Genomic DNA, 22,171 nt, shown 5'->3' with positions numbered 1-22,171 from the left:
ATGACACATGATACGCGTTCACTTTACAGTCAACTGTCATCGATAGACAGTTTGCTCCATCAGGTTGACATTCAAACTTTAGTTGATGGTTATGGGCAGACCTTTATCGTTGAACATTTACGCAAACTACAAGAAGAAGCGCGTATCATTATTCGACAAAATAATCAGTTACCGCAATGGCATGATAATTGGGCGGAAGAATTAAAAAATCGTATTGCATTACAACGAAAAGCCTCCATAAAACCGGTTTTTAATTTAACAGGGACGGTATTACACACCAATTTAGGTCGTGCGTTAATGGCAGAGTCAGCGATTGAAGCGGTAAGCCAAGTCATGCGCTCTCCGGCAACATTAGAATACTCCCTTGATGGTGCTTCTCGAGGACATCGTGATCGAGCCATTGCCGATCTGTTATGTGAATTAACTGGCGCCGAAGATGCTTGTATTGTTAATAATAATGCAGCTGCCGTTTTATTAATGCTGGCCACCGTCGCACCAGATAAAGAAGTGGTTGTTTCTCGTGGCGAATTAGTTGAAATCGGCGGTGCTTTTCGTATTCCTGATGTGATGTGCCAAGCGGGATGTCGTTTAAAAGAGGTGGGAACCACTAACCGTACCCATCTAAAAGATTACCGTAACGCGATTAACGAACATACTGGGTTGCTAATGAAAGTTCATACCAGCAACTACAGCATTCAAGGCTTTACCGCTGAAGTTGAAGGTGCACAACTTGCTGCGCTGGGTAAAGAGATGAATTTACCCACCGCCATAGACTTAGGCAGTGGCTCTATGACCAATTTGGCTGCACTGGGTTTACCTAGCGAGCCGATGCCACAGGACTATTTGCAACAGGGTATAGATTTAGTCACTTTTTCAGGAGATAAACTATTAGGTGGCCCACAAGCAGGAATTATTCTAGGTAAAAAAGCGTGGATAGAAGCCATCCAACATCACCCTCTAAAACGAGCGTTACGTGTCGATAAAATGACATTGGCAGCATTAGATGCCACCTTAAGACTTTATCAACAACCTGAAAAAATGATCAAGGATATCCCGACATTACGTTTACTCACTCGTACACAAACCGAAATTCATGATATGGCGCAACGGTTACTTCCTCATTTTCAGGCATATTATGGCGATAACTACCATATCACAATATCCTCATGTGCTTCGCAAATAGGAAGTGGCTCGTTACCGATTGAAAGCTTACCCAGTGCAGCCCTTACCTTTGCTGCCAAAGATGGGAAAGGAAGTCAATTAGATGCCCTTGCGGCACATTGGCGTAACCTAGAAAAACCTATTATCGGCCGTATTACGGATGGTCGCTTATGGCTCGACCTACGTTGTCTTGAGGATGAAAATGCATTAATACAGGCTCTATCACTATGATTTTTGCGACAGCCGGTCACGTAGACCACGGAAAAACAACATTAATACAAGCGATCACCGGTGTAGATACAACTCACTTACCTGAAGAGAAAAAACGCGGTATGACCATCGATTTAGGTTATGCCTATTGGCCACAAACCGATGGATCAGTCATTGGTTTTGTCGATGTCCCCGGTCATGAAAAGTTTCTTTCTAATATGTTGGCAGGTATTGGGGGAATTTCTCACGCCTTATTAATTGTCGCTTGTGATGACGGTGTGATGGCACAAACTATTGAACATACAGCTATCTTACGTCTTGCCGGTTGTCCTAACATCACCGTGATCCTCACCAAAGCAGATCGTGTAGAGCCACCACGTATTGATGAAGTTAAACAGCAGATAACCACACACTTACTTAATCTAGGTTGGTCAGCACCACAAATCTTTGTCACTTCAGCCTCAACTGGCGTAGGTATCGCGCCATTACGAGACTATTTAGTTACCCTACATCAGCAAGAGCAACAACACCCTCAATGGCATAAGCGTTTTCGCTTAGCAATTGATCGTGTATTTAGTATTAAAGGTGCGGGTTTGGTGGTCACAGGTACTGCACTTGCCGGGCAAATTGCGCTAGGTGATACTTTTTGGCTAACCGGTGCAGACAAACCGGTAAGAATTAGGGCATTACATGCGCAAAATCAGCCAGTAGAACAAGCTGGTGCAGGTATGCGCATTGCGATAAATATTAGTGGTGATGTCAGTAAAGAAACGGTTTCTCGTGGTGATTGGTTACTATCACAAGCACCACTTTATCCTTCACACAAAATATTAGTCAGTCTAACAGCTGATGAACCTATTAAACATTGGCAACCGGTTCATATTCATCATGGTACACGCCATATTACAGGACGTATTGCACTATTAAATAATACCGATGAAACACCGCTATTAGCAGAGCTTATTCTTGATGAACCCTTGTGGCTGGTGGATAACGATAGACTGATTTTACGCGATATCAGTGCACAACGAACTTTAGCGGCGGCCAAAGTGCTCTGCTTACACTCTCCTCGTCGGGGTAAACGACAAGCTGAATTTTTATCTTGGCTAAGTGCACTTGATAAAGCCAACACGGTGAGTGATAACCTCGCACTCTATTTACCCAAAGGTGAATTGTTATTGACACAATTTGCTTGGGCACAGCAACTGACGGAAACCGCACTTGATACGCTATTAACCACCTTTGATGTTATTTCTATTTCCGGCGTCGTCATTTCGAAAGCCAATGCCGAACAGGCCAAAGCAAAACTATTACGCACACTAGAAGAATATCACCAGCAACATAACGATCAAATGGGTGTGGGTCGTTCCCGTTTAAAACGTATGGCTCTTCCCACTTATCACGATGAGCTGGTTTATCACTTAATTGATCAGTTACGCCAAGAAGGTGCTATTAAGCAAACTCGAGGCTGGCTACACCTACCAACACATGGGTTAGCCTTCACAGCAGAGCAAGAGGCACTATGGCAGATTGCCAAAAACTATTTTCAACAATCAGAGCCTTGGTGGGTTCGTGATCTCGCCCATGAAATGAAAAATGATGAAAAAGTCATACGAGGCTTATTACGCAAAGCCGCTCAACTAGGTCTTATTATCCCTATTATTGCCGATCGCTATTATACTCATGATTCGATAGAAAAATTTGCCGCTATCATCGTAAAATATAACGAAACCAACGGCAGTGTAACCGCAGCCGATTTTCGTGATGAACTGGCCGTAGGTCGCAAACTTGCCGTACAAATTCTTGAGTATTTTGACCGAACAGGGTTCACTCGACGTAAAAAAGATCTTCATATCTTACGAGATAAAGGGTTATTCTAACTTAACTGGTTACTCTTTATGATTGGCTGGATATGAGCATTCAGCCAATTAAGGTATTCTTCGCTTGTCTTTATCAATAAACTTTTAATCACTATGCTCGGAAGAGATATGAAAAAATTATCAGGGCGTATATATCTTGCGCTTGTTCTTATTGCTTCATTATTTATTGTCTTTGAGAAAGCTTCTCTAATTTATACCGCACTACTGTCTGTCAGTGTTTATTTTATTATTTTTACGCTGTGTTTTGTTTTATCGTCCCGCGCGCTATTCTCGGCAATCACAACAGGGACACTCTTTATCATTATCAAGTTTATCAATCAACTTAAAGTCCACTATTATAAAGAGTCACTGCTATTTTCAGATTTTAACCTTGCTTTTGATAGCTCAAATTTAGGCACCTTAACGCAGTATTGGGAAGCCGGTGTCGCGATTATTGCCATGGCTATTTGGCTAATCATTAATATGGTTACCGCGTGGCGTTTCTCCCGTAAATCACCTATTGCTACACGCCTAAGTAGCTTATTACTCATTATTATTGGCCTTACAACTATTCATTTTACAGTCAATAAATGGCAATCGGAGTGGGAAGGTACGCTTCCCGGTGGTCGAGGAACTGTGACTAATTTAATTATGTCGGGTTATCAAACGGCTTATCATCCCCCTTACTATGCACAAAGTGCAGACTACTTTATCGAGCAAGCCAATCGTGTGGTCTTACCGGAAACACAAACCGAGGTAAAACCCGATATTGTTGTATTACTACAAGAATCTACCGTAAACCCAAGCATTTACCAATTTGATAAAAACGTGGATTTGCCCGATCTTTTTATGTTTAAAAAAGATGAAGGTGTCAGTGCCCAAAGCCCATTACGAGTACAAACCTTTGGTGGAGGAACTTGGCTTTCTGAGTTCTCAGTATTAACCGGTCTAAATACCGATGATTTTGGTGCGCGTAAAAACTCTGTGTTCTATTTTGTGGTTGATAAACTCAATGAAAGTTTATTCCGCCAACTCAAATCTCAAGGGTATTACACCGTACTGCTCACTCCCTTTAATCGTAACGCCTATCACGCGGGATATGCTTATGAAAAATTAGGGGTAGATGAGATTATCCAGCCACAAGAATTGGGTTATCCGGGGAGTTTAGAAGAGAATTTATGGACTATCCCTACCCAAGATATGATTAATTATCTAAAAGAAATCTTAAAAACACATACAGATAAGCCATTATTTATCTTTTCTTTAACTATGTATGAGCATGGCCCTTATAAAGGCTCACATAGTGATGATTATCAATTAGCTGGTCAGACAGAAAGCCCTGATGCACCGGGTAAATTTAGCCACTATATGGAAAAAATTATTGCCAGTGATCCGGCTATTGAAGATTTTTCTCACTTTGTCGCAAATAGAGAGCGCCCCACCCTGTTTCTTTATTTTGGTGATCATCAACCTAATATTGACCTAAAAAATTATCAATCACCTTTTAGTGATCCAGCACATATTACTCAATTCACCTTAAGGGATAATTTAACGCAAGGAGCAACCCTTTCTACTGGAGAATTAACGGATATTAATTTTTTAGGGGGAATGTTGTTAGAGCGCGCTCGTTTACCTTTATCACCTTACTATAAAGCCAATATTCAAATGCGTCATTTATGCCAAGGCAAATTAAATGATTGTGAGGATGAAAAATTAGTTAATAGTTATAAGAACTATATTTATAACAAATTAAACGTTGCCGGTGGCAAAGATAATTAATTTTCAAATTTACTGATAAAAGGTGATCGGGATTAGTAATCTGTAACAACACGATTATTGACTCGTCCTGATATTGAACAAAAAAGAGGCTGATAACTGGCCTCTTTTTATTTTAATGGTTATATCCACCGGGGCTAACTAATAGTCATTGTGATTATTCTGCGCAAAGGCGGCTAATAAATGTAAGGCTGAAGAGTAATAATCCGTATCCTTAGTTAAATCGACATTTTCAATTGCTGTTTTCATTGTCAGATCTCTTACCGCCATCATACCTGGCGTTAAGTTATAATCGGCGCGCTCTTTACCATCAATACTGATCCACGCAGGCGTCTTATCACGATCAAATTGTTGCCAATAATTCACAAAAGGTTGTAATGCGAGTTTATCTTGTGCCCATGCTAAATAAAGAGGAATGCGAATAGCATCAAAACTAAATCGTGCTGGCCATTTTTCACTCGGGGCAAGATGACCATCAGGGTATAAACTTACCCAATCACTTGGTAATTTATATTTACCAAAACGCATTTTTCTTAATAAGGATTGGCTATCGTTAATTAAATTTTTCCAGCGACTATCATGACTAACTCGATAGAAATCTTTCCATGCCGGAAAGATAAAATAGGAGGGGTTAATGATAATTTCTTCGGGGGTTTTAAAACCATTAATTCCCGGTAAGAGTACACTGTAGTTTTCTGTCTTCACTAAAGTGTGTTCAAGGATCGCATGCTGAATAGAATCTGACGCTGAAAGATAGCTTTCATCATGCCATTTTTCCCCGGCCTTTAATAATGCCCAAGCAATTAAAATATCACCATCTGTTGCATTATTAGGATCGGGTGTATGTTGGTTATTTTCGGGTTCATAACGCCATTTAAATAAGCCAAGATCACCACGATACAGCGACATTGCCGTCCAGTGCCATAATTGTGCAAAGGTTTGGCGATCGTCACTCATAACCGCCATTAACATGCCATATCCTTGACCTTCTGAGTGTGAAATATTTTGATTAGCACTATCAATGACACGCCCCTCGGGAGTAATGTAACGCGCTTTAAATTGTTGCCATCCTGCTTGGGTTTCTGTCGCTTGTGTCATTGGGGATATCATTAACATCACACTTAGTGTTAGCAAAATACCAAGTCGATGAGTCAATCGAGATAACTGTCTTATGGACATTGTCTCTTTCTCCTTCTTTTGCCGACCGCTAAATGAACTCGGTCGGCATACTACTGATTATTGCAAAATAGCCTCAAAAAATTGTCATCACACTGTTATCGACTTCTTTTAGTGTTGGGCGATTATTGGCCATAGTTTGGGATAATACATCTTTTGCATATAACTCTTGTATCCAATGAGCGAACTCTTCTTTCAGTTCGCTATTATGTAAACCATACTCAACAAAGGCTTTCATATAACCGAGTTTATTACCACAATCATGAGATTTACCAACTAAGGTGTAAGCTTCGGCAACCTCTTTTTTCAATAAGAGATCAATAGCATCCGTTAATTGGATTTCGCCGCCAACCCCCGCAGGCAACCCATCGAGTAACGGCCAGATTTCTGCAGAGAAAACATAGCGCCCCACCACTGAAAGATTAGAAGGTGCTTGTTCTGGATTAGGTTTTTCCACAATACGACGAATAGGCGCCCAGTTACCTTGTGGACAAAAAACACCTTGGCAATCAACAATTCCATATTGATGTACTTGAGTGAGTGCGACAGGTTCAACCATAATTTGGCTACGCTCTGTTTTTTGGAAGCGTTTGATCATGGCAGATAAGTTATCATGGCAAGGATCACAGTAGTGAGAATTTAATAGCACATCGGGGAGTAACACAATAAAAGGATTATCACCAATGACAGGGTGAGCACAACAAATGGCATGCCCTAATCCTAATGCTTGCCCTTGGCGAATTTGGATAATTTTTACATTTTCAGGACAAATAGAACGAACTTCTTTTAATAATTTATTTTTTATTCGTTGCTCTAACATATTCTCTAATTCAAAGCTGGTATCAAAATGATCAGCAATTGAATTTTTAGATGAATGTGTCACTAAAATAATTTCTTCAACGCCCGCTTGTGCACACTCTTCAACAATATATTGAATTAAAGGACGATCAACTATCGGTAACATTTCTTTTGGAATGGATTTAGTTGCAGGTAACATACGTGTGCCTAATCCAGCGACAGGAATAACAGCTTTCATCATAATATACTCCTCAAATAATTATTTATATAAAAACAATACATTGTTGTTAATTGAAAATGATTTTCTTTTATTTTCTTTTCTAAAAAACTCTCTATTTAAAATATAAGTATCCCTCTCCAGATAAGGAGATTTTTATTTATTAATAATGATTTTTATTTGAAATATAGTGTTATTTAATACTCTGAATAAAAACCGTATTTATTTCCTCCTTTTTCTTTTATTGCATAAAGCTGTTTATCTGCTGACTTTAATAGTTCAGATAATGTCTTGCCATCCTTAGGGTATTCAGCAATACCTAAGCTAATAGAAGGAACGATTGTTTTTTCTTTATTGATTTTTATCGGTTTTTCCATCCCTCGCCATAGCGATTCGATGATCTCCAATAACAATAAAGAGCAAGAACGTAATCCAGCAGGGAAAAGTACCGCAAATTCATCGCCACCAAGTCGCCCACAGTAAACCTGCTGGCGTTCTAAGGCTAATAAACGCTGCGCTATCTCACATAAAACATGATCACCAATAGCATGGCCATATTGATCATTAATCGTTTTGAATTTATCACAATCAATAATCCCAAGACAAAAAGATGAAGGTGTCGCGATATTTAATCGCTCCTGTTCAATTTTTTCAATAATACTTAGACGGTTAGCCATTCCAGTTAAAGAGTCAATATAGCTTTTATTTAATAAATCATTTCTTAACTTTACTTTATTCGTGATATCTAAACTTAAAAATGCATAATGAGAAATTAGATTATTTTTATCAAAAATTGGAACGATATTAATATCTTCCCATACTTCTTGTTTATTTTTATTTGGGTGTTTTGCCTCTAATCTTATTACCTCTTTATTATCACTAATGTTAGAAAACACATCTTGATTTTCATCAACTAAATAAAACAAGTTATATCTTTTATTTTTTATACTTTCAAAATTAATATGATTAAATTGGCAGTATTTTTTATTAGCGTAGATAATATTACCTTTTATATCTGTTACTATCATCATAAATACATAATTAGTAAATTGCTTTATTAATAAGTCATTAACAATATTATTATTAATTACTAATTCACTCATTTTTTCCTCCTATGCTTATCAATAAAGCATAGTTTTTATTATTTATTTGATGAACTATTCGCATAACGAAAAATAAAGGCATCTTTTGCATCTGTAGCTTGACGGTGCACATGCATTTTATCATTTCCCCCTTGATGAGTAAGCCAGCCTTCATATAGCCCTTCTAATACACTGGCACTCGCTGCACGCCAATTAGCTTCCTCTTCATTTGCTGAAAAATGTGGCCATGCACAGTGAACTAATAGCAACTCACTCATTGCTGGAGAGATAGTCACAAAGCCCCACTTAAACAGTGTTAAAACTTGATTAATATGTGATTCTAATGACTGGATATTTTCGCTATCAGGTAATGGGTAACGTTGAGCGATATCTTTCCCGATATCTCTTAATTTATTTTCGGCCTGCGTAATATCGTTATCACTAACTATTTGAAAAAATAATAGTTGTGTCAGATCTTGCCAACCGCTTTCAAAAGGTAACTGTAATATATCGCTATCATGTTGGTTCATTACTTATCTCCTTAATTATTTAGATAAAAAGTCTGGGGTGTATTTTAGATATAACCACATATTATCTTCAGCATAATCACCCGATGTATCATGAGATAAGCTGAGTCCTAATTCTGACTCTTTATTTAAATAATATTTAGCATCGAGCCCTAAACGATAGGTAATATTGGTTTCATCTTGCTCTTCATAACGAGATTTAATACGTGAGTCACTCGTATGACGTTTGTTTAACGCATTTTGCATATAAGCATGGGTTGGAAAATAATCACTCCCCTTTTGCTTGTAACTCTGTACCCCTATCGCACCATTTAGCGATACCTCTCCTTTTTCAAAACGACGGGTATAAGCAACAGGCAAAGAGACAGCGACATAATCTTGTGGGCTGAAGTACCCCCCATGCCCTAATGAGAAGTAATTTTGGTTGTTTTTAAAGTTCATATAGTCCACATGAACACCTGCTTTGACTTCTTGTTGCTCATCTTTGTAGAAGTTTGCATAAGAGCCAAGCCAAACTTTTACCTCTTCATTACTTTCAACACTTTTCCCTTGGTAGTTATAGTATCCCCCACCAATATAAGCACCGACTTTGCCATCATCCCATGCATATTGCGCTTTAGCACCATTACGCGTGACCTGTCCCCAGGTTTCTCCCGTTATAGGATCGGTACGTCCCATATAGGAAAGTAAGCTATCTTTAATCGCTCTACGCTCTGCGGTTAATGTTAACTGTCCATTTTGGCCAATTTTTGGTGAGTAAGTCAGTCCACCAACAATAGTGGAACTATCTTTATTCAAAGGTGTTGTTCCAACATCAAAACGTGTATTGTGATCAGATAAAACCAATCCTAATTCAACACCTGAAGCCCGCTGGCTTCCCGCATCATCTGCGTTTATTTTGTTCTTTTCATCATGATTCTCACTGTTTTTCGCAAAACGTTCAGCATGCTGCAATTGCCCCGAGCCAAAGCGATTAGCGCGCTCTCCAGAAGCCGTACCGCTGGTGATTGAAACGGGATTAATATTAAATTGCCAGCGCCAATCTTCACCAGGAACACTTGAGATAGAAATCGGTGCCGATATTTCAGTCAAATTTGATAATCCCTTATCACCATTACGATGACGAATAGCAATACCACCTTGTACCCAAGGAGATATCTGCTGCTCTAATTGACGAATGGAGCGTTGAACCGCAACCATCTGTTTATCTTCATTTATAGATCCAGTCATCACACTATTTTCACTCTCTAGTGCCATTAACTGCCCTGCTGCGGTATTCACCGTACCTGTTGTGTTATTTGTCGTTTGCCATTGTGCGCTACGCAATAACGCCAATGCCTGACGATTTTCACCGTTTAATTGCGCTACTTGTGCTGCTTGTAATAGATAAGCAGGTTGTGAAGATGTCGGTATTTGTTGTAACAGTGTTTTGGCTTTACGACCGTCTTTTTGCGCCAGAGCAACTTCAATTTGTGCTTGAAGTAATTTGCTATCTCTCCCTTGCTGTTTTTCAAGGTAAGAGAGAATTTTATTTGATTGCTCTGGCATAGATTGCGCTAAATACACACGACTTAAAGCCATTAATAAGTCTGGATCATCAGGACTTACCTTTAATGAGGTGACGAGAGTTTGATAAGCGGCTTTGATTTCACCTTTTTCCCGTAAACTATCCGCTTGCGCAACATTTGTCAGTATAGCTAAACGTTGTTTCTCGGCTGCTGGCGTTTGTTGCTGTAATGCGGGATCATTAATCAAGCTCGAGGCTTGTGCATAACGTCCTAACGCATTAAACACATTGATATGCCCTGCATAATTTCCCACGGAGCCTTTAGTCCCTTTAGCCAGATCATTTTCAATCAATCGCAGTGCTTCATCTTGTGCACCACTATTTACCAGTTTTTCAGCTAATTCCCCTACATCATTTGGATAATCAGCCACTTGGTTGATTAAAGGGCGCAGCGTATTGCGCATCGCAACGAGATTGCCCGTTTTATAGTAACGCTCAGCTTGTGTCAGTTGACGATAAAAACGCGCTCTCTCTAATAACGCTTTTTCCGCCTCAGTTTGTTGAGGTTGATTGTTCAGTAGGGTAAAAACTTTATCCCACTGTTTTTGTTCAACATAAAAGAGCGCTGCAATATAATTGGCATCACATGTTTGACGACGTTCAAGTTGTAAAATGAGCTGATCCGCTTGCGTTTTATCACCTTCGGCTATCATTAAACGGGCTAAATCAAGGTATACCCAATTATTTTGCGGGTTTTTACGTTGTGCCTGAGTTAATAATTGTCTTGCCTGAGTGCGATGACCATTTTCTAACGCCTTTTGCGCATCACGACGTAATCTTTCTGATGGATCAGTATTTGCCGTTAATTTTTGTCGTAAAGATGCGGGTTGTTTTGCTACTAACTGCTCAGCTTGGCTGTTTTTTCCTTGTTGAATAAGCAAGTAGTAATATGCGGAAATAACTTTTTCATTTTGACTATGCTGTTGATATAGTTCAGATAATAGCTGATAAGCAGCAGGTAAATTACCTTGTTTGCGCAATAAATCCGCTTGCAATAAATGTGCTGATAATCCTTTTTCACCCGATGAGTGAGTTAAAGGTAATAATTTATCCAGTGCTTGCTGAGTATTACCTTGCTTAGCTTGTCGTTGCACTTCTCGTAATTGAGAATAAAAACCCGCATCCTCTGCTTGTTGTTTCCATTTTTGCCCTTGTTCCCCCCCTGACTGAGAGGCTTGGTTTAATAACTTTTGTCCGGTTGCCAAATCACCTGAACGTAGAGCCACATAACCTAATCCTGCTAACGCTTGAGCATCTTGACTATCGACCGTTAATGCTTGTTTAAAGTAAGTTGTTGCTTGCTTTAGGTTGCCTGTGTTTAGCGCTTCATAACCTGCTTGTCGGGCATTACCTTGTATTGCTCCTTGGTAATGCTGTGCAATAGCTTTATCGTTAGGATTAGTTTGTAGATAAGATTGATACAGCCCTTCATCATCAGGACGTACATTAAGCCATAGTAAGGCTTGTCTTAATCCATTTTTCGCCGTTTCATCACCAGAAATCTTACTTAAAATAGCAATCCCTTCACGGCGAGTTTCTTCGTTATAAGTTAATGTTAATCCTAATGCTTTTTGTGTTTCTTTATTATCTGGCATCCGCTGAGCACGTTGTTTTAACCCAGCAATCGCTTGTGGCAACATTGCCGGTATTCCAGCCATAGTTTGATAATATTCAAGTGATAGCGTATCAGGTGGTTCATGTGTGACAAATAAGCGCTGATAGGCTTTTATTGCCTCTTCATGTTGCCCTTTTTGGGCTAATTCTCTCGCGTAACCCAATTGTTGTTCACTAAATTGAGATGAGCGAATATTTTTTAATCCCGCAATACGCGGATCTTGAGGTGCAATCCGTGCCAGTTTTTCACGCCAATAGCTGGCTTGTTTTTCATTTCCTTGTTGCGCAGTAAAAAAAGCCATTAAATACAGCGCATCTTGATTATTATTTTCCATGATCAGCACTTTTTGTAGCGCTTCAATAGCACGTTCATCATGCGCTTTTCCATGCCAGTAATTTGCTTGCTCTATTAACGAGCTGACAATATTCGCATCTGTTGCATTAGCAAGCGTGGAATGGGTAACGCCTAATAAGCAACTGGCATAAATCACTTTAACAATCATATTAAGTGTCTGTTTTTTCATTTTATTCCCCCTATTTATCAACATGACGCTTTGATATTTCACTCAGGCGACGCGTTGAGCGGCGTTGTAACCAGCAATAAACCACGCTCCCTGTTAGCGCACAAAAACCGACTGCCAACATGCCAAGCAAATAGACATGTCTGGTGCAATACCAAAGAAATTGCTGTAATAGAGGCAGGTCTCCCTGTGAAAAATGTTCTCCTAAATGGAAGCTCATCACCGTATCTTGACCACTAATTAAAGTCAGATCCCCTTTAATAGCGGCATTGACATTTGCATGGTTCAAATCACCAATGATGTTTTTAATTGAGTCATTACCTTTTGCAGTCACTAAAACAACCACACGATCTTTAGCCCAAGGAGAGATAAAACTCATCATTCCCCGCCAATCATTTAACGGAGCAAGATAATTTGCCGCATCACTACTTGGTGATAATGGATCACCGGCTAACCAACTTTTAGCTTTATCTATCAATGAGGGAGATTGGATCTCAAGTTGGTTATTTATAAAAGAGAAGGTTTTTTGTGAAAAAGCACTTGGCAAAAAGCCGTTACTACCTAACTCTCCAATCGCCAAGATATCTTTTTGTGCTAACTGATTTTTTTCTAAGGCTTGCGCACCAAGAAAAACAGAAATATAAGAAACAGGTGTACCGGTTGAATAGCCCGATCTCGCCATTAAATTAACTAACGTATATAGCTCTTCAGTTGTGGGGTTTTCTGGCAATAATAATGTGGTTTGAGAAAAATCTGCCCGGCGACTAAATGGGAACGATGCACCTGAAAAATAGGCTAAATTAGGCATTCTGGAATAGTGCCACGTATTTTTAAATTGTAAGGTTGATTGCGGATCAATACGACTAATCAATCCTTGGCCATCCGTTAAAATACAGGGTGCATCATCATATTCACGTAAATCAAAATAGAACTCTAATTGATTTTGACTGTAGATTTGTCGTGGATCTAAATAAAGCGTACTACTTTGCTGTGCACTCTCCATCCCTAACCACTGCCTTAATATTCCTAATGGCTCTGAACGAGAAGGATATAACGCACCAATAAATTGATGGTTTAAAGATGCAATTAGCGAAGAGCGACGGCTATTTATTTTATCTGAATGAGGAAAAACATATTGCAGATCTAAAGGTAGCGCATCTCCATCCCACCAAAAGAGATCGGGTGAGACACGAAACGAAAATTGATTAGGAGCATGATTTATTCCTTGGCGAGTAAAATCATCACGACCATGAGCTATCTCACCCAATGTTACGGGATGATTGGTATTTAACCAACGTGGGGCATCATAATCCTGACGTACCGGAATATGTTGAGCAGCAACCGTTAATTGGTCATTTGGTGGTAATTTGCCACTATTTAATGCCCATGCAGCTTGACGTAATGTTTTTTCATCATCACCGCTAATCAGTAATAATTTAAATACGGGATCAACAGGGTTATCGACTATTGTGAGCTGCCCATTTTTTCCTGATGGTAAGGTAATACCTGCAATAGTCTGTCCGGCATAACCAATTAAAACACCATCGCTATCAGGTAGTTGATTCATTAATACAGGTAAATCTATTTGTTTAATATCATGACTAAAACTACCAAACCAAGAAGCAGCAATAGCGGCAGCTGTTACCTGCCCATTATCTGGTTTATCGGCTAAAACAATAGGTAACGAGGTCGCTGTCATTCTGTCAGGATCAAAGAACGGTAGGGGCAGTCGTTCCAAGCTATACCCGCCATTAATCCAACGACCTCGATAATTTAATGATGAATCGGGCGAAATCACCAAACTTAACTCATCAGCTAAAGGAGGCATACACTGCTTTTCATCTAAAGCATCGCGACTGGCAAGGCGAAAACTCAAGTTGTTTACATTGGTCAACATCATTTCAGGGATTTCTAACATATACTCATGTTCTTGCTCACCTTCTTCTAAAGGCAAAAATCCCATAGGTTGACCATTTAGCATCAAATGTAACGTTTGATCGGCTTGCACTAATCCCGATGAAGCTTTCACTTTCATGGTGAGTGTCGCACTATCGATAAACAGATCATTTGCCATACGAAATGTCACGCCGGATAATAAACGTCGACCGGATAATACTATTGGTGATGGACTCCCCATTTGAGCTAATGTTAACTGCTCTTCAATATTACGCGCCTCGGAGAGTGCAACATCATCAAATAGTTGCGTACTTACTGTGGGTTGTAGTGGCGGATGAGTATAAGATGTTGGCTCTGGTAATACTTCACCATCTAGCTCTAGCATTCCTGTTGTCGCATAGCAAAAATGAATACTCGCCATGGCAATAACCGTCAGACTTAGTATTGATGTCAGTTTCTTTTTCATACCTAGTCATCCCCATTAATAGATTGCACAGAGAGAGAGGTTTTTGTTCTTTTTACCGGTGCTTTTACTTTTTGACGACGACCAAAGAACAACTCAAAAATACAGCCAGTGATAGCACCTAACTCTTTTAATGGTTTGTCTTGATATTGTGTTTGATGAACCCAAGCATCTGCTCGACCAAAGATCACCCGTACTAACTTACGGCGTAGATTTAAATCCATTGGTAAAAAAGCGAGACGTAACTGGCTATTTTCTAAACTGACCATTTCCACAGGAAGCGTAACAACATCACGTTGCACCATTAACGTAATGCTATTAACGGTACGCTGGCGTAATTCAGCTATTTTATTAATCGCAATACGCACTCCCCCCATAGAAATATCTTCAGTGGTAGTTTGTAATTCAGCGCCATCATCAAAATGTAAAGTGATAGGAAGTGATGCCTTAATGCGGGTATTTTTACGAATTTGGCGTGTTTCTTTACCTACTGCGATCGATGCCAACACAATAAATAAACTATAAGTTGCCCAAACCAAATTCAATACAATGACTAAAGGGTCGATGCCTTGAAAATCATTTAATAAATAACGAATGATGACCCATGAAATACCCATAACTAGAAGCAGAGCAGTAATAATCAAAGGGCGTACCGTTAGATAATCCATATAGCTTTTATCAAGCAAATCGCCTTTATCAGTGACATTAAATTTACCTAATTTAGGCGAGACTAAACTGAGCAATGTAGGCAGTACTAAACTAAATGCCATCACTGTTTCATAGATTTCTCCCCAGAAAGAATAGCGATATTTACCAATATTTCGTGAGTTTACATACACCGACATAATTAAATGTGGTAATGCAAAGGCAAAAATCATACTGGCAGAAGAGGCGATAATATTGAGGTTGAATAACATAAACAGTAAAGGTGCGGTTAAAAAGATAATCCGAGGCAATCCATACTGAAAATGCATCATCGCATTGAGATAACATAACCGCTGAGGAAACGTTAAGCCACGGCCTAACATAGGGTTATCAACACGAAAGATTTGTGTCATTCCTCTAGCCCAACGAATACGTTGATTAACATGTAATGCTAAACGCTCTGTTGCTAGACCTGCAGCTAAAGGAATATCAATAAATGCCGAATTCCAACCTAAACGTTGTAATTTTAATGCCGTATGGGCATCTTCTGTGACTGTCTCAACCGCAATACCACCAATTTCTTCTAGGGCGCTACGACGCATTACCGCACATGAACCACAGAAGAAGGTTGCATTCCAATTATCATTACCTCGTTGAACAGGTCCATAAAAAAGTGCACCTTCGTGAGGGCCGTTTTTGGCGGCACTTAAATTACGTTCAAAAGGATCGGGTGAATAAAAATAGTGTGGTGTTTGCACCAAAGCTAATTTTGGATCTTCAAGGAAATAACCCACCGTTGCCTGTAAAAATATACGGGTAGAGATATGGTCACAATCAAAGACGCAAATAAGCTCACCATCAGTTAATGCCATTGCGTGATTTAGATTACCTGCCTTAGCGTGATCGTGCTCTTCACGCTCAATATAAGTCACACCAACATCATTGGCGAATTGTTTAAACTCTTCACGGCTACCATCATCCAAAAGATAAACTTTCATTTTATCTTTTGGATAATCAATACCTTGTGCAGCTAAAACCGTATCACGTACCACATCTAAACTTTCGTTATATGTGGGTACATAAATATCCACTGTTGGCCATAACGAGATATCTTTTGGTAATGGCGCTATTTTTCTATTTAATGGCCAAGCTGTTTGGAAATAACCTAAAACTAAAATAATCCAAGAGTAGATCTCAGCCAAAAATAATCCTGTACCCAATATCCCTTCAATAGAGGTATTAAAATTAAGTGTGTGGGTTGCTCGCCAATACAGATAACGTGTAGACATTAACAATGATAAAAAAATCATTGTTAATAATCGTTTTTTTGACTTTTTAGAGCCAATAATAAATAACAGCAGAATATTAATTATACCAAATATATATTGTTGTTTAGCACTCATTGGCATAACAATAAGCGAAAACATTGTTATTAATAAAAAAACTGTTATTAATAGTTTAAATAATTTATTCATAACCCCGTACCTTGCCATTGCTATTATTTTCTTTTTTAAGAAAAAATTCATTCTTGGTACGATAGACCAATAAATTCTTTTAAAAAAAGAAAATACCAATAGCTATAAATTGACATAAGTCAATATTATTTATATTTAAGAGCTTGTTTAATTAGCTGATGCAATAAATAAAAATATCTTTTGCAATGAGAGCTTTTCATTTACTAGGCACTTATCTGTGGTTTTTTTTTCAAATAACTGATTATCTAGCAAACACTTACTTTGCTTATTAACTCTATTTTTTTCTTTTACTTCCGAGGCTAAATCTTGTGAATAAGAAAGAGAAGTCGCTATATTAGCTGTTTGTTTTTGTCTCTTTTTAACTTTAGATATATTCAAGAACTCTTCATTATCCCCTGATAGGGAGTCTTTATTATCCTGTTGATTTATAACACTATTACTAATATTACAGGCTATATTACCTGTCGTTTGAGAAGAGAAATCTTGAAAAGTAAACCCCTCTTCCTGAAACTTATTTTTTAAATTATCTATATCATCATACATAATATGAACCCTTAAATAATCGCACCTAATACCTTGTCAAACAATTAAAAACCTCACCAAGATAAGGATACAAAAACAATTAAAATAAGCTTATTTAAAAGCTAACACCTAAGAGTTGCAGGACAACTTTCATTTATTTATACAAACCTAAATCATGCAGAGTAATTTTACTTGTAAAATATTTCATCTAATAAAAAGACACTGTCTAATTGTAAGTAATGATTATTTAATTTGAATTGTATAATTATTTTAATAGGAAATACAACGCCTTCAAAATAACTATTTTTCGCTCAGATTGTATTTTATCTAACTGTGTATTTTTACTTAATACAATGTTAATGAAAAACACAAAAAAAAAGTCTCTTTTTAACGTAAAAAAGCAGGTTAATTCCCCATCTAATAACGTAATAAAACTAATAACAAATTGTATAAATTTTATAAAAATAAAATCCTGTAATTATTACCTTGTAATATGATTTATTCTAAGAAGAAAAAACATTGAGAAAAGTAATATGAAATTTTTCAGCTACTGATCTTTTTTAAATGTAAAATATGGCTCACAAAGCAAAATGCGATGTTGTTTTTTTGTGTTGATCATCATCAAAAAAAGACACATTTTTATAAGCGAAAAGTGTATTTTTTTCATAGAGTAGCTAACACATTGTCATGCTATAAAAAGAAAATAACTTTATTTATTCAGACCCATTAAGATAATCTAAAAAAAATAACTTAAAAGAGATGATTTAATAACAATATTCTTTATTGTTTATTAATAGGAAAAACAACTATCATTAACCATAAAATCAGGATAATTAACCAAGATTATATTTTACGTATTAAATAATATTGTTAATAATACTTAATAAAAAGAATAAATATACTAGATACGAATACATTAATTAACTTTAACACTATAATAACAATGAATCTTTAACTGACTGATTTATAATAAATAATGCACACCTTGTAGATACTATTACTATATACAAGTATTAATACGTATATTTTTGTTTTTTTATATCATTAAATAGCACTTAACTACGTTTTTATACTAATAAAAATACATCAAATAACAACCATCTATTTTAGATATAATGTTAACGATAACATTTTCGGAACCACTCCTTTTAAGAGTATTCCTATCATATTAATCCATATTTTCTTTATTAAAATCTAAAAACTAGTCATTTTATGATAGTTTTTTCTATTAAAAATGGGGTTAGAAAAAACGTTTCACCTCCTGACAAGATCACAAAATGCGCTTATCTACGATTGTTTCTATGCTATCTTTAATAAATAGTGATAAATCTTATAATCTGTGGAAGTAATAGACAGAGAAAAAACGCGTTAACTGAAGTGATGACCATTAAGCACCATAGCTTCTTCTCTATTTAATTAAGCTACGGATTACATTTACAGGATAACTAAGAGACTGATATGTATTATGGTTTTGATATGGGCGGCACAAAAATCGAGCTCGCCGTTTTTGATAAAGATCTGACTCAAGTATGGCAAAAACGTGTACCAACGCCAAAGAATGATTATCAAGCTCTATTAAATGTTTTTAAAACACTCACTTTAGAAGCTGATAATGATTTAGGCTGTAAAGGAAAAATAGGTATCGGTGTTCCTGGCATCGTCAACGCAAAAGAAGGAACTGTATTTACCACCAACGTGCCTGCTGCCAAATATAAACCGATGATCCACGATCTGGCTAATATTCTTGAACGCCCCGTCAAAGTTGAGAATGATGCTAACTGTTTTGCCTTATCAGAAGCATGGGATCCTGAATTTCATCATTATCCTTCAGTACTGGGTTTAATATTAGGTACGGGTGTTGGCGGTGGTTTTGTCATTGATGGCAAAGTACTCTCTGGTAAAAATGGTATTGCCGGTGAAATAGGTCACATGAATCTTAATGTAGATGCTGATAATGTGATTGGTGAGACCATGCCAAAAATATTGTGTGGTTGTGGTAGAAAAGCCTGCTTTGAGACTTATTTATCTGGTCGTGGTTTTGAACGTATGTATAAAGCCTTTAATGGCTCACCACAAAGAGCGGTAGATATCGTTGCACAATATTATCAAGGTGATGAACAGACCCAACAGCATGTTGACCGCTATATGAAAGTATTAGCAATTTACCTTAGTAATATTCTGACTGTACTTGACCCACATTTAATTGTTATTGGTGGCGGTTTATCACAATTTGACGCACTGTATACCTTATTACCGGATTATCTCTCACATTGTGTATACGGTAATACACAAATTCCAACAATAGAAAAAGCACGTTATGGTGATGCGGGTGGAGCAAGAGGAGCTGCCTGCTTAAATTTATTAGACTGAATATAATAGAAGAAGAGCCATCTAACAGAAAGGCTCTTCTCTTTACAGTAGATTCATAAATAAAGGTCATCACCTACAATAAAGGCTTATCGTTATGGATCGTCTCTGGCTAAAAAGAAGAATTTATATTCTCGGTGGTTTAACTATCCTTCTTTTCTTATTACAAATTATAGGGAGCCTCTTCCCTGTCCATCTTCTTCAATATGGTATTATTCCAAGAAGCAGCGAAGGTTTATTCGGTATCTTTATTTCACCTTTTATTCATGGCTCATGGTCTCACCTTTTTAGTAATTTATTACCTTTTCTTATACTTAGCTTTTTATTGATGACACAGTCATTACGAGAATATTGCTATTCAAGTATTTTTATCATTATCATCAGTGGGTTATTAGTTTGGTTGTTTGGGCGTAACGCTATTCATGTCGGTGCAAGTGGGTGGATCTTTGGATTATGGTCACTGCTAATTGCCCATGCTTTTACTCGCCATAAAATTATCGATATCGTCATCGCCTTATTTGTGCTGTTTTATTACGGCTCTATGGCTTATGGATTAATCCCCGGGCAATTAGGGGTTTCTACAGAATCACATATCGCGGGCGTTATCTCTGGGTTGCTTTATGCTTGGTGTGCAAGAAAAATCATTCGTCGGAAAAGCCGTGTAGTAGAAATAATAAAATGAAATAATTACACCATCATTTATCAATAACAAGTTGATAAAATTGATATATTAATACCAATATTTACTTTAATATGCATTTTTATAGGAAGAATTGAACTAGAATTAATCTATCTCTAAGTGAATGTTTAAACCAATAAGCGAGCCTATTATGAAAAAAATACTAGTTTTATTAATTGGTAGTACATTGGCTTTTGCATCTCAAGCCAATTCAAACCAACAAAATAGTGGTGGTTTTGTTGCCCCACAAAGCGCTATCACCACCACAGAGCAAGGTGGATTTAAAGGTCCTTCAATTAGCGAAACCACCGTTGCTAAAGCAAAAACACTTTCAGATGATACTTGGGTTATTTTAACAGGCAAAATCACCAAAAAAATTGGTGATGAGCTTTATGTTTTTGAAGACACAACAGGTGCTATTAATGTTGAAATAGACCAAAAAAGATGGCGTGGTCAAACCGTTACGCCTGAGAATACCGTAAAAATTGAAGGTAAGATCGATAAAGAGTGGACAAGTACTGAAATCGATGTAAAACAACTGAGCATTGTTAAATAACTATACTCTTTAAAAAGACACATAAAGATTAAAACATTATGTGTCTTTTTATTTATTCCCTTCTTTTATCCTTATCCATTGATGCTTCCTTCATCAATTTACCATTGAACTATGAACAATATAGCGCCACCATTTTATTGTTATCTCCGCCACAAAAGCTTTTTTGATTGTTTTTATTTTAAGTAAGAAAAAATACTTAAATCACGTAATTATTAAATATTTTTTATAAAAAAACAAAACACATCAAAAAATGACGGCTATAATTTGATAAATTACTATACCGCCATAGGAGGATGTATGTTTAAAAAATATTTATTAGCAATTTCTTTATTAGCATTATCCAGCGGTACTACTTTAGCAGCTAACCCTATTGCTAAATTAAAAGTCACAGGAAGGATCAAGCCTCCGACTTGTACTATCAATAATGAAGAGCAAGAAGCCACAATCATCTACAACTTTGATATCACTCCAGGTCTTTTCCCTGAAAAGGGTGACTTAAAGTTAGCAGGTCAATCAAAAAACATTGTTATTTCTTGTGATTCAAGTACTTATTTAGCTTTTGTTGCAACAGATAATAGATTAGGAACACAGAGCCAAGAAAGTGAAGCCTTCTTTGGTTTAGGTCACTATCAATTTAAAAATAAAGATGATGGAAAAAATGCAGAAACAAAAGTAGGCTATTACACCATCAATATCAGCAATGCCACTGTCAAAAAAGAAGATGGTAGTAAGTTTGAAAAAGCTTATATCAAATCTAACAACGCCACGACATCAGTTCCTAATACATTAATTCATAAACAAAGTGAGTATGGTTGGGCTTTGCCTGGTAAGACATCTGTTGCAGGAAAATCTTTTGCTGCTGACTTTGAAGTCAAACCCGTCATTAATAGCCAAATGAAAAAAATCGAAGGCGAAGCTGAATTAGATGGCTTAGCCACTTTGACATTTCAATTTGGTATTTAATATTAATAAAGTGTAAGGTATTTAACAATTATCTTACACTTTTTATTATATGTTTTTTCATTCATTATAATAAGACTCGTATTTAAATACTCAAACA

15 protein-coding genes are annotated in these 22,171 nt (G+C 37.2%); 7 read left to right on the top strand and 8 right to left on the bottom strand.

What is annotated here, in order from left to right:
- From selA to AACU98_RS12285, 3 genes are all read left to right on the top strand, one after another.
- Window positions 1–1,392: an L-seryl-tRNA(Sec) selenium transferase gene (selA, locus tag AACU98_RS12295; protein ID WP_161734811.1), complete on the top strand. Its 1,392-nt coding sequence runs from the start codon at window positions 1–3 to the stop codon at window positions 1,390–1,392.
- A complete protein-coding gene (gene selB / locus AACU98_RS12290) occupies window positions 1,389–3,251 on the top strand; it encodes a selenocysteine-specific translation elongation factor (protein WP_036971847.1) in 1,863 nt (620 codons plus the stop codon). Before selA ends, selB begins: the two co-directional genes overlap by 4 nt.
- 108 nt (window positions 3,252–3,359) lie before the next feature.
- Complete coding sequence (locus tag AACU98_RS12285) at window positions 3,360–5,009, top strand: LTA synthase family protein (RefSeq protein WP_049219305.1); 1,650 nt, start codon at window positions 3,360–3,362, stop codon at window positions 5,007–5,009.
- 138 nt (window positions 5,010–5,147) lie between these two features.
- Here AACU98_RS12285 and AACU98_RS12280 read toward each other — a convergent pair whose 3' ends face one another.
- From AACU98_RS12280 to AACU98_RS12245, 8 genes are all read right to left on the bottom strand, one after another.
- Entirely contained in the window at window positions 5,148–6,185 is a 1,038-nt protein-coding gene (locus tag AACU98_RS12280; protein WP_004249791.1) for a glycosyl hydrolase family 8, read from the bottom strand.
- Window positions 6,186–6,258: 73 nt separating this feature from the next.
- Window positions 6,259–7,221: a UTP--glucose-1-phosphate uridylyltransferase GalU gene (gene galU, locus AACU98_RS12275; protein ID WP_004249967.1), complete on the bottom strand. Its 963-nt coding sequence runs from the start codon at window positions 7,219–7,221 to the stop codon at window positions 6,259–6,261.
- A 173-nt stretch (window positions 7,222–7,394) separates the two neighbouring features.
- Window positions 7,395–8,300 (bottom strand): sensor domain-containing diguanylate cyclase, encoded by a 906-nt coding sequence (locus AACU98_RS12270; protein ID WP_049203069.1) that lies wholly within the window; start codon window positions 8,298–8,300, stop codon window positions 7,395–7,397.
- A 38-nt stretch (window positions 8,301–8,338) separates the two neighbouring features.
- Complete coding sequence (bcsD, locus tag AACU98_RS12265; protein WP_017628733.1) at window positions 8,339–8,809, bottom strand: cellulose biosynthesis protein BcsD; 471 nt, start codon at window positions 8,807–8,809, stop codon at window positions 8,339–8,341.
- Between the two features lie 15 nt (window positions 8,810–8,824).
- Entirely contained in the window at window positions 8,825–12,511 is a 3,687-nt protein-coding gene (locus AACU98_RS12260; protein WP_161734808.1) for a cellulose biosynthesis protein BcsC, read from the bottom strand.
- 10 nt (window positions 12,512–12,521) lie between these two features.
- On the bottom strand, window positions 12,522–14,870 hold the full coding sequence (gene bcsB, locus AACU98_RS12255; RefSeq protein ID WP_161734806.1) for a cellulose biosynthesis cyclic di-GMP-binding regulatory protein BcsB: 2,349 nt from the start codon (window positions 14,868–14,870) through the stop codon (window positions 12,522–12,524).
- Between the two features lie 2 nt (window positions 14,871–14,872).
- On the bottom strand, window positions 14,873–16,987 hold the full coding sequence (bcsA, locus tag AACU98_RS12250; protein ID WP_161734803.1) for a UDP-forming cellulose synthase catalytic subunit: 2,115 nt from the start codon (window positions 16,985–16,987) through the stop codon (window positions 14,873–14,875).
- 147 nt (window positions 16,988–17,134) lie between these two features.
- Window positions 17,135–17,530, bottom strand: a complete 396-nt coding sequence (locus AACU98_RS12245; RefSeq protein WP_004246554.1) for a hypothetical protein — start codon at window positions 17,528–17,530, stop codon at window positions 17,135–17,137.
- 1,437 nt (window positions 17,531–18,967) lie between these two features.
- Between AACU98_RS12245 and nagK the strand changes: the two genes are divergently transcribed.
- The 4 genes from nagK to AACU98_RS12225 all read left to right on the top strand — a co-directional run bounded on the left by nagK (window position 18,968) and on the right by AACU98_RS12225 (window position 22,074).
- Window positions 18,968–19,879 carry an N-acetylglucosamine kinase gene (gene nagK, locus AACU98_RS12240; RefSeq protein ID WP_161734800.1) on the top strand — a complete coding sequence of 304 codons (912 nt, stop codon included), beginning with the start codon at window positions 18,968–18,970 and terminating at the stop codon, window positions 19,877–19,879.
- 94 nt (window positions 19,880–19,973) lie between these two features.
- Window positions 19,974–20,558, top strand: a complete 585-nt coding sequence (locus AACU98_RS12235) for a rhomboid family intramembrane serine protease (protein ID WP_017628739.1) — start codon at window positions 19,974–19,976, stop codon at window positions 20,556–20,558.
- Between the two features lie 148 nt (window positions 20,559–20,706).
- Window positions 20,707–21,111, top strand: a complete 405-nt coding sequence (locus AACU98_RS12230) for a YgiW/YdeI family stress tolerance OB fold protein (protein WP_004249797.1) — start codon at window positions 20,707–20,709, stop codon at window positions 21,109–21,111.
- A gap of 297 nt (window positions 21,112–21,408) precedes the next feature.
- A complete protein-coding gene (locus tag AACU98_RS12225; protein ID WP_012368617.1) occupies window positions 21,409–22,074 on the top strand; it encodes a DUF1120 domain-containing protein in 666 nt (221 codons plus the stop codon).
- The last annotated feature ends 97 nt before the right edge of the window (window positions 22,075–22,171 follow it).

Origin of the sequence: Proteus sp. G4380, from assembly GCF_963885725.1 — a bacterium.
Taxonomy (GTDB): Bacteria; Pseudomonadota; Gammaproteobacteria; order Enterobacterales; family Enterobacteriaceae; genus Proteus; species Proteus mirabilis.
Note: the sequence above shows the minus strand (reverse complement) of the source record. Positions and strands in the feature narration are given on the sequence as shown.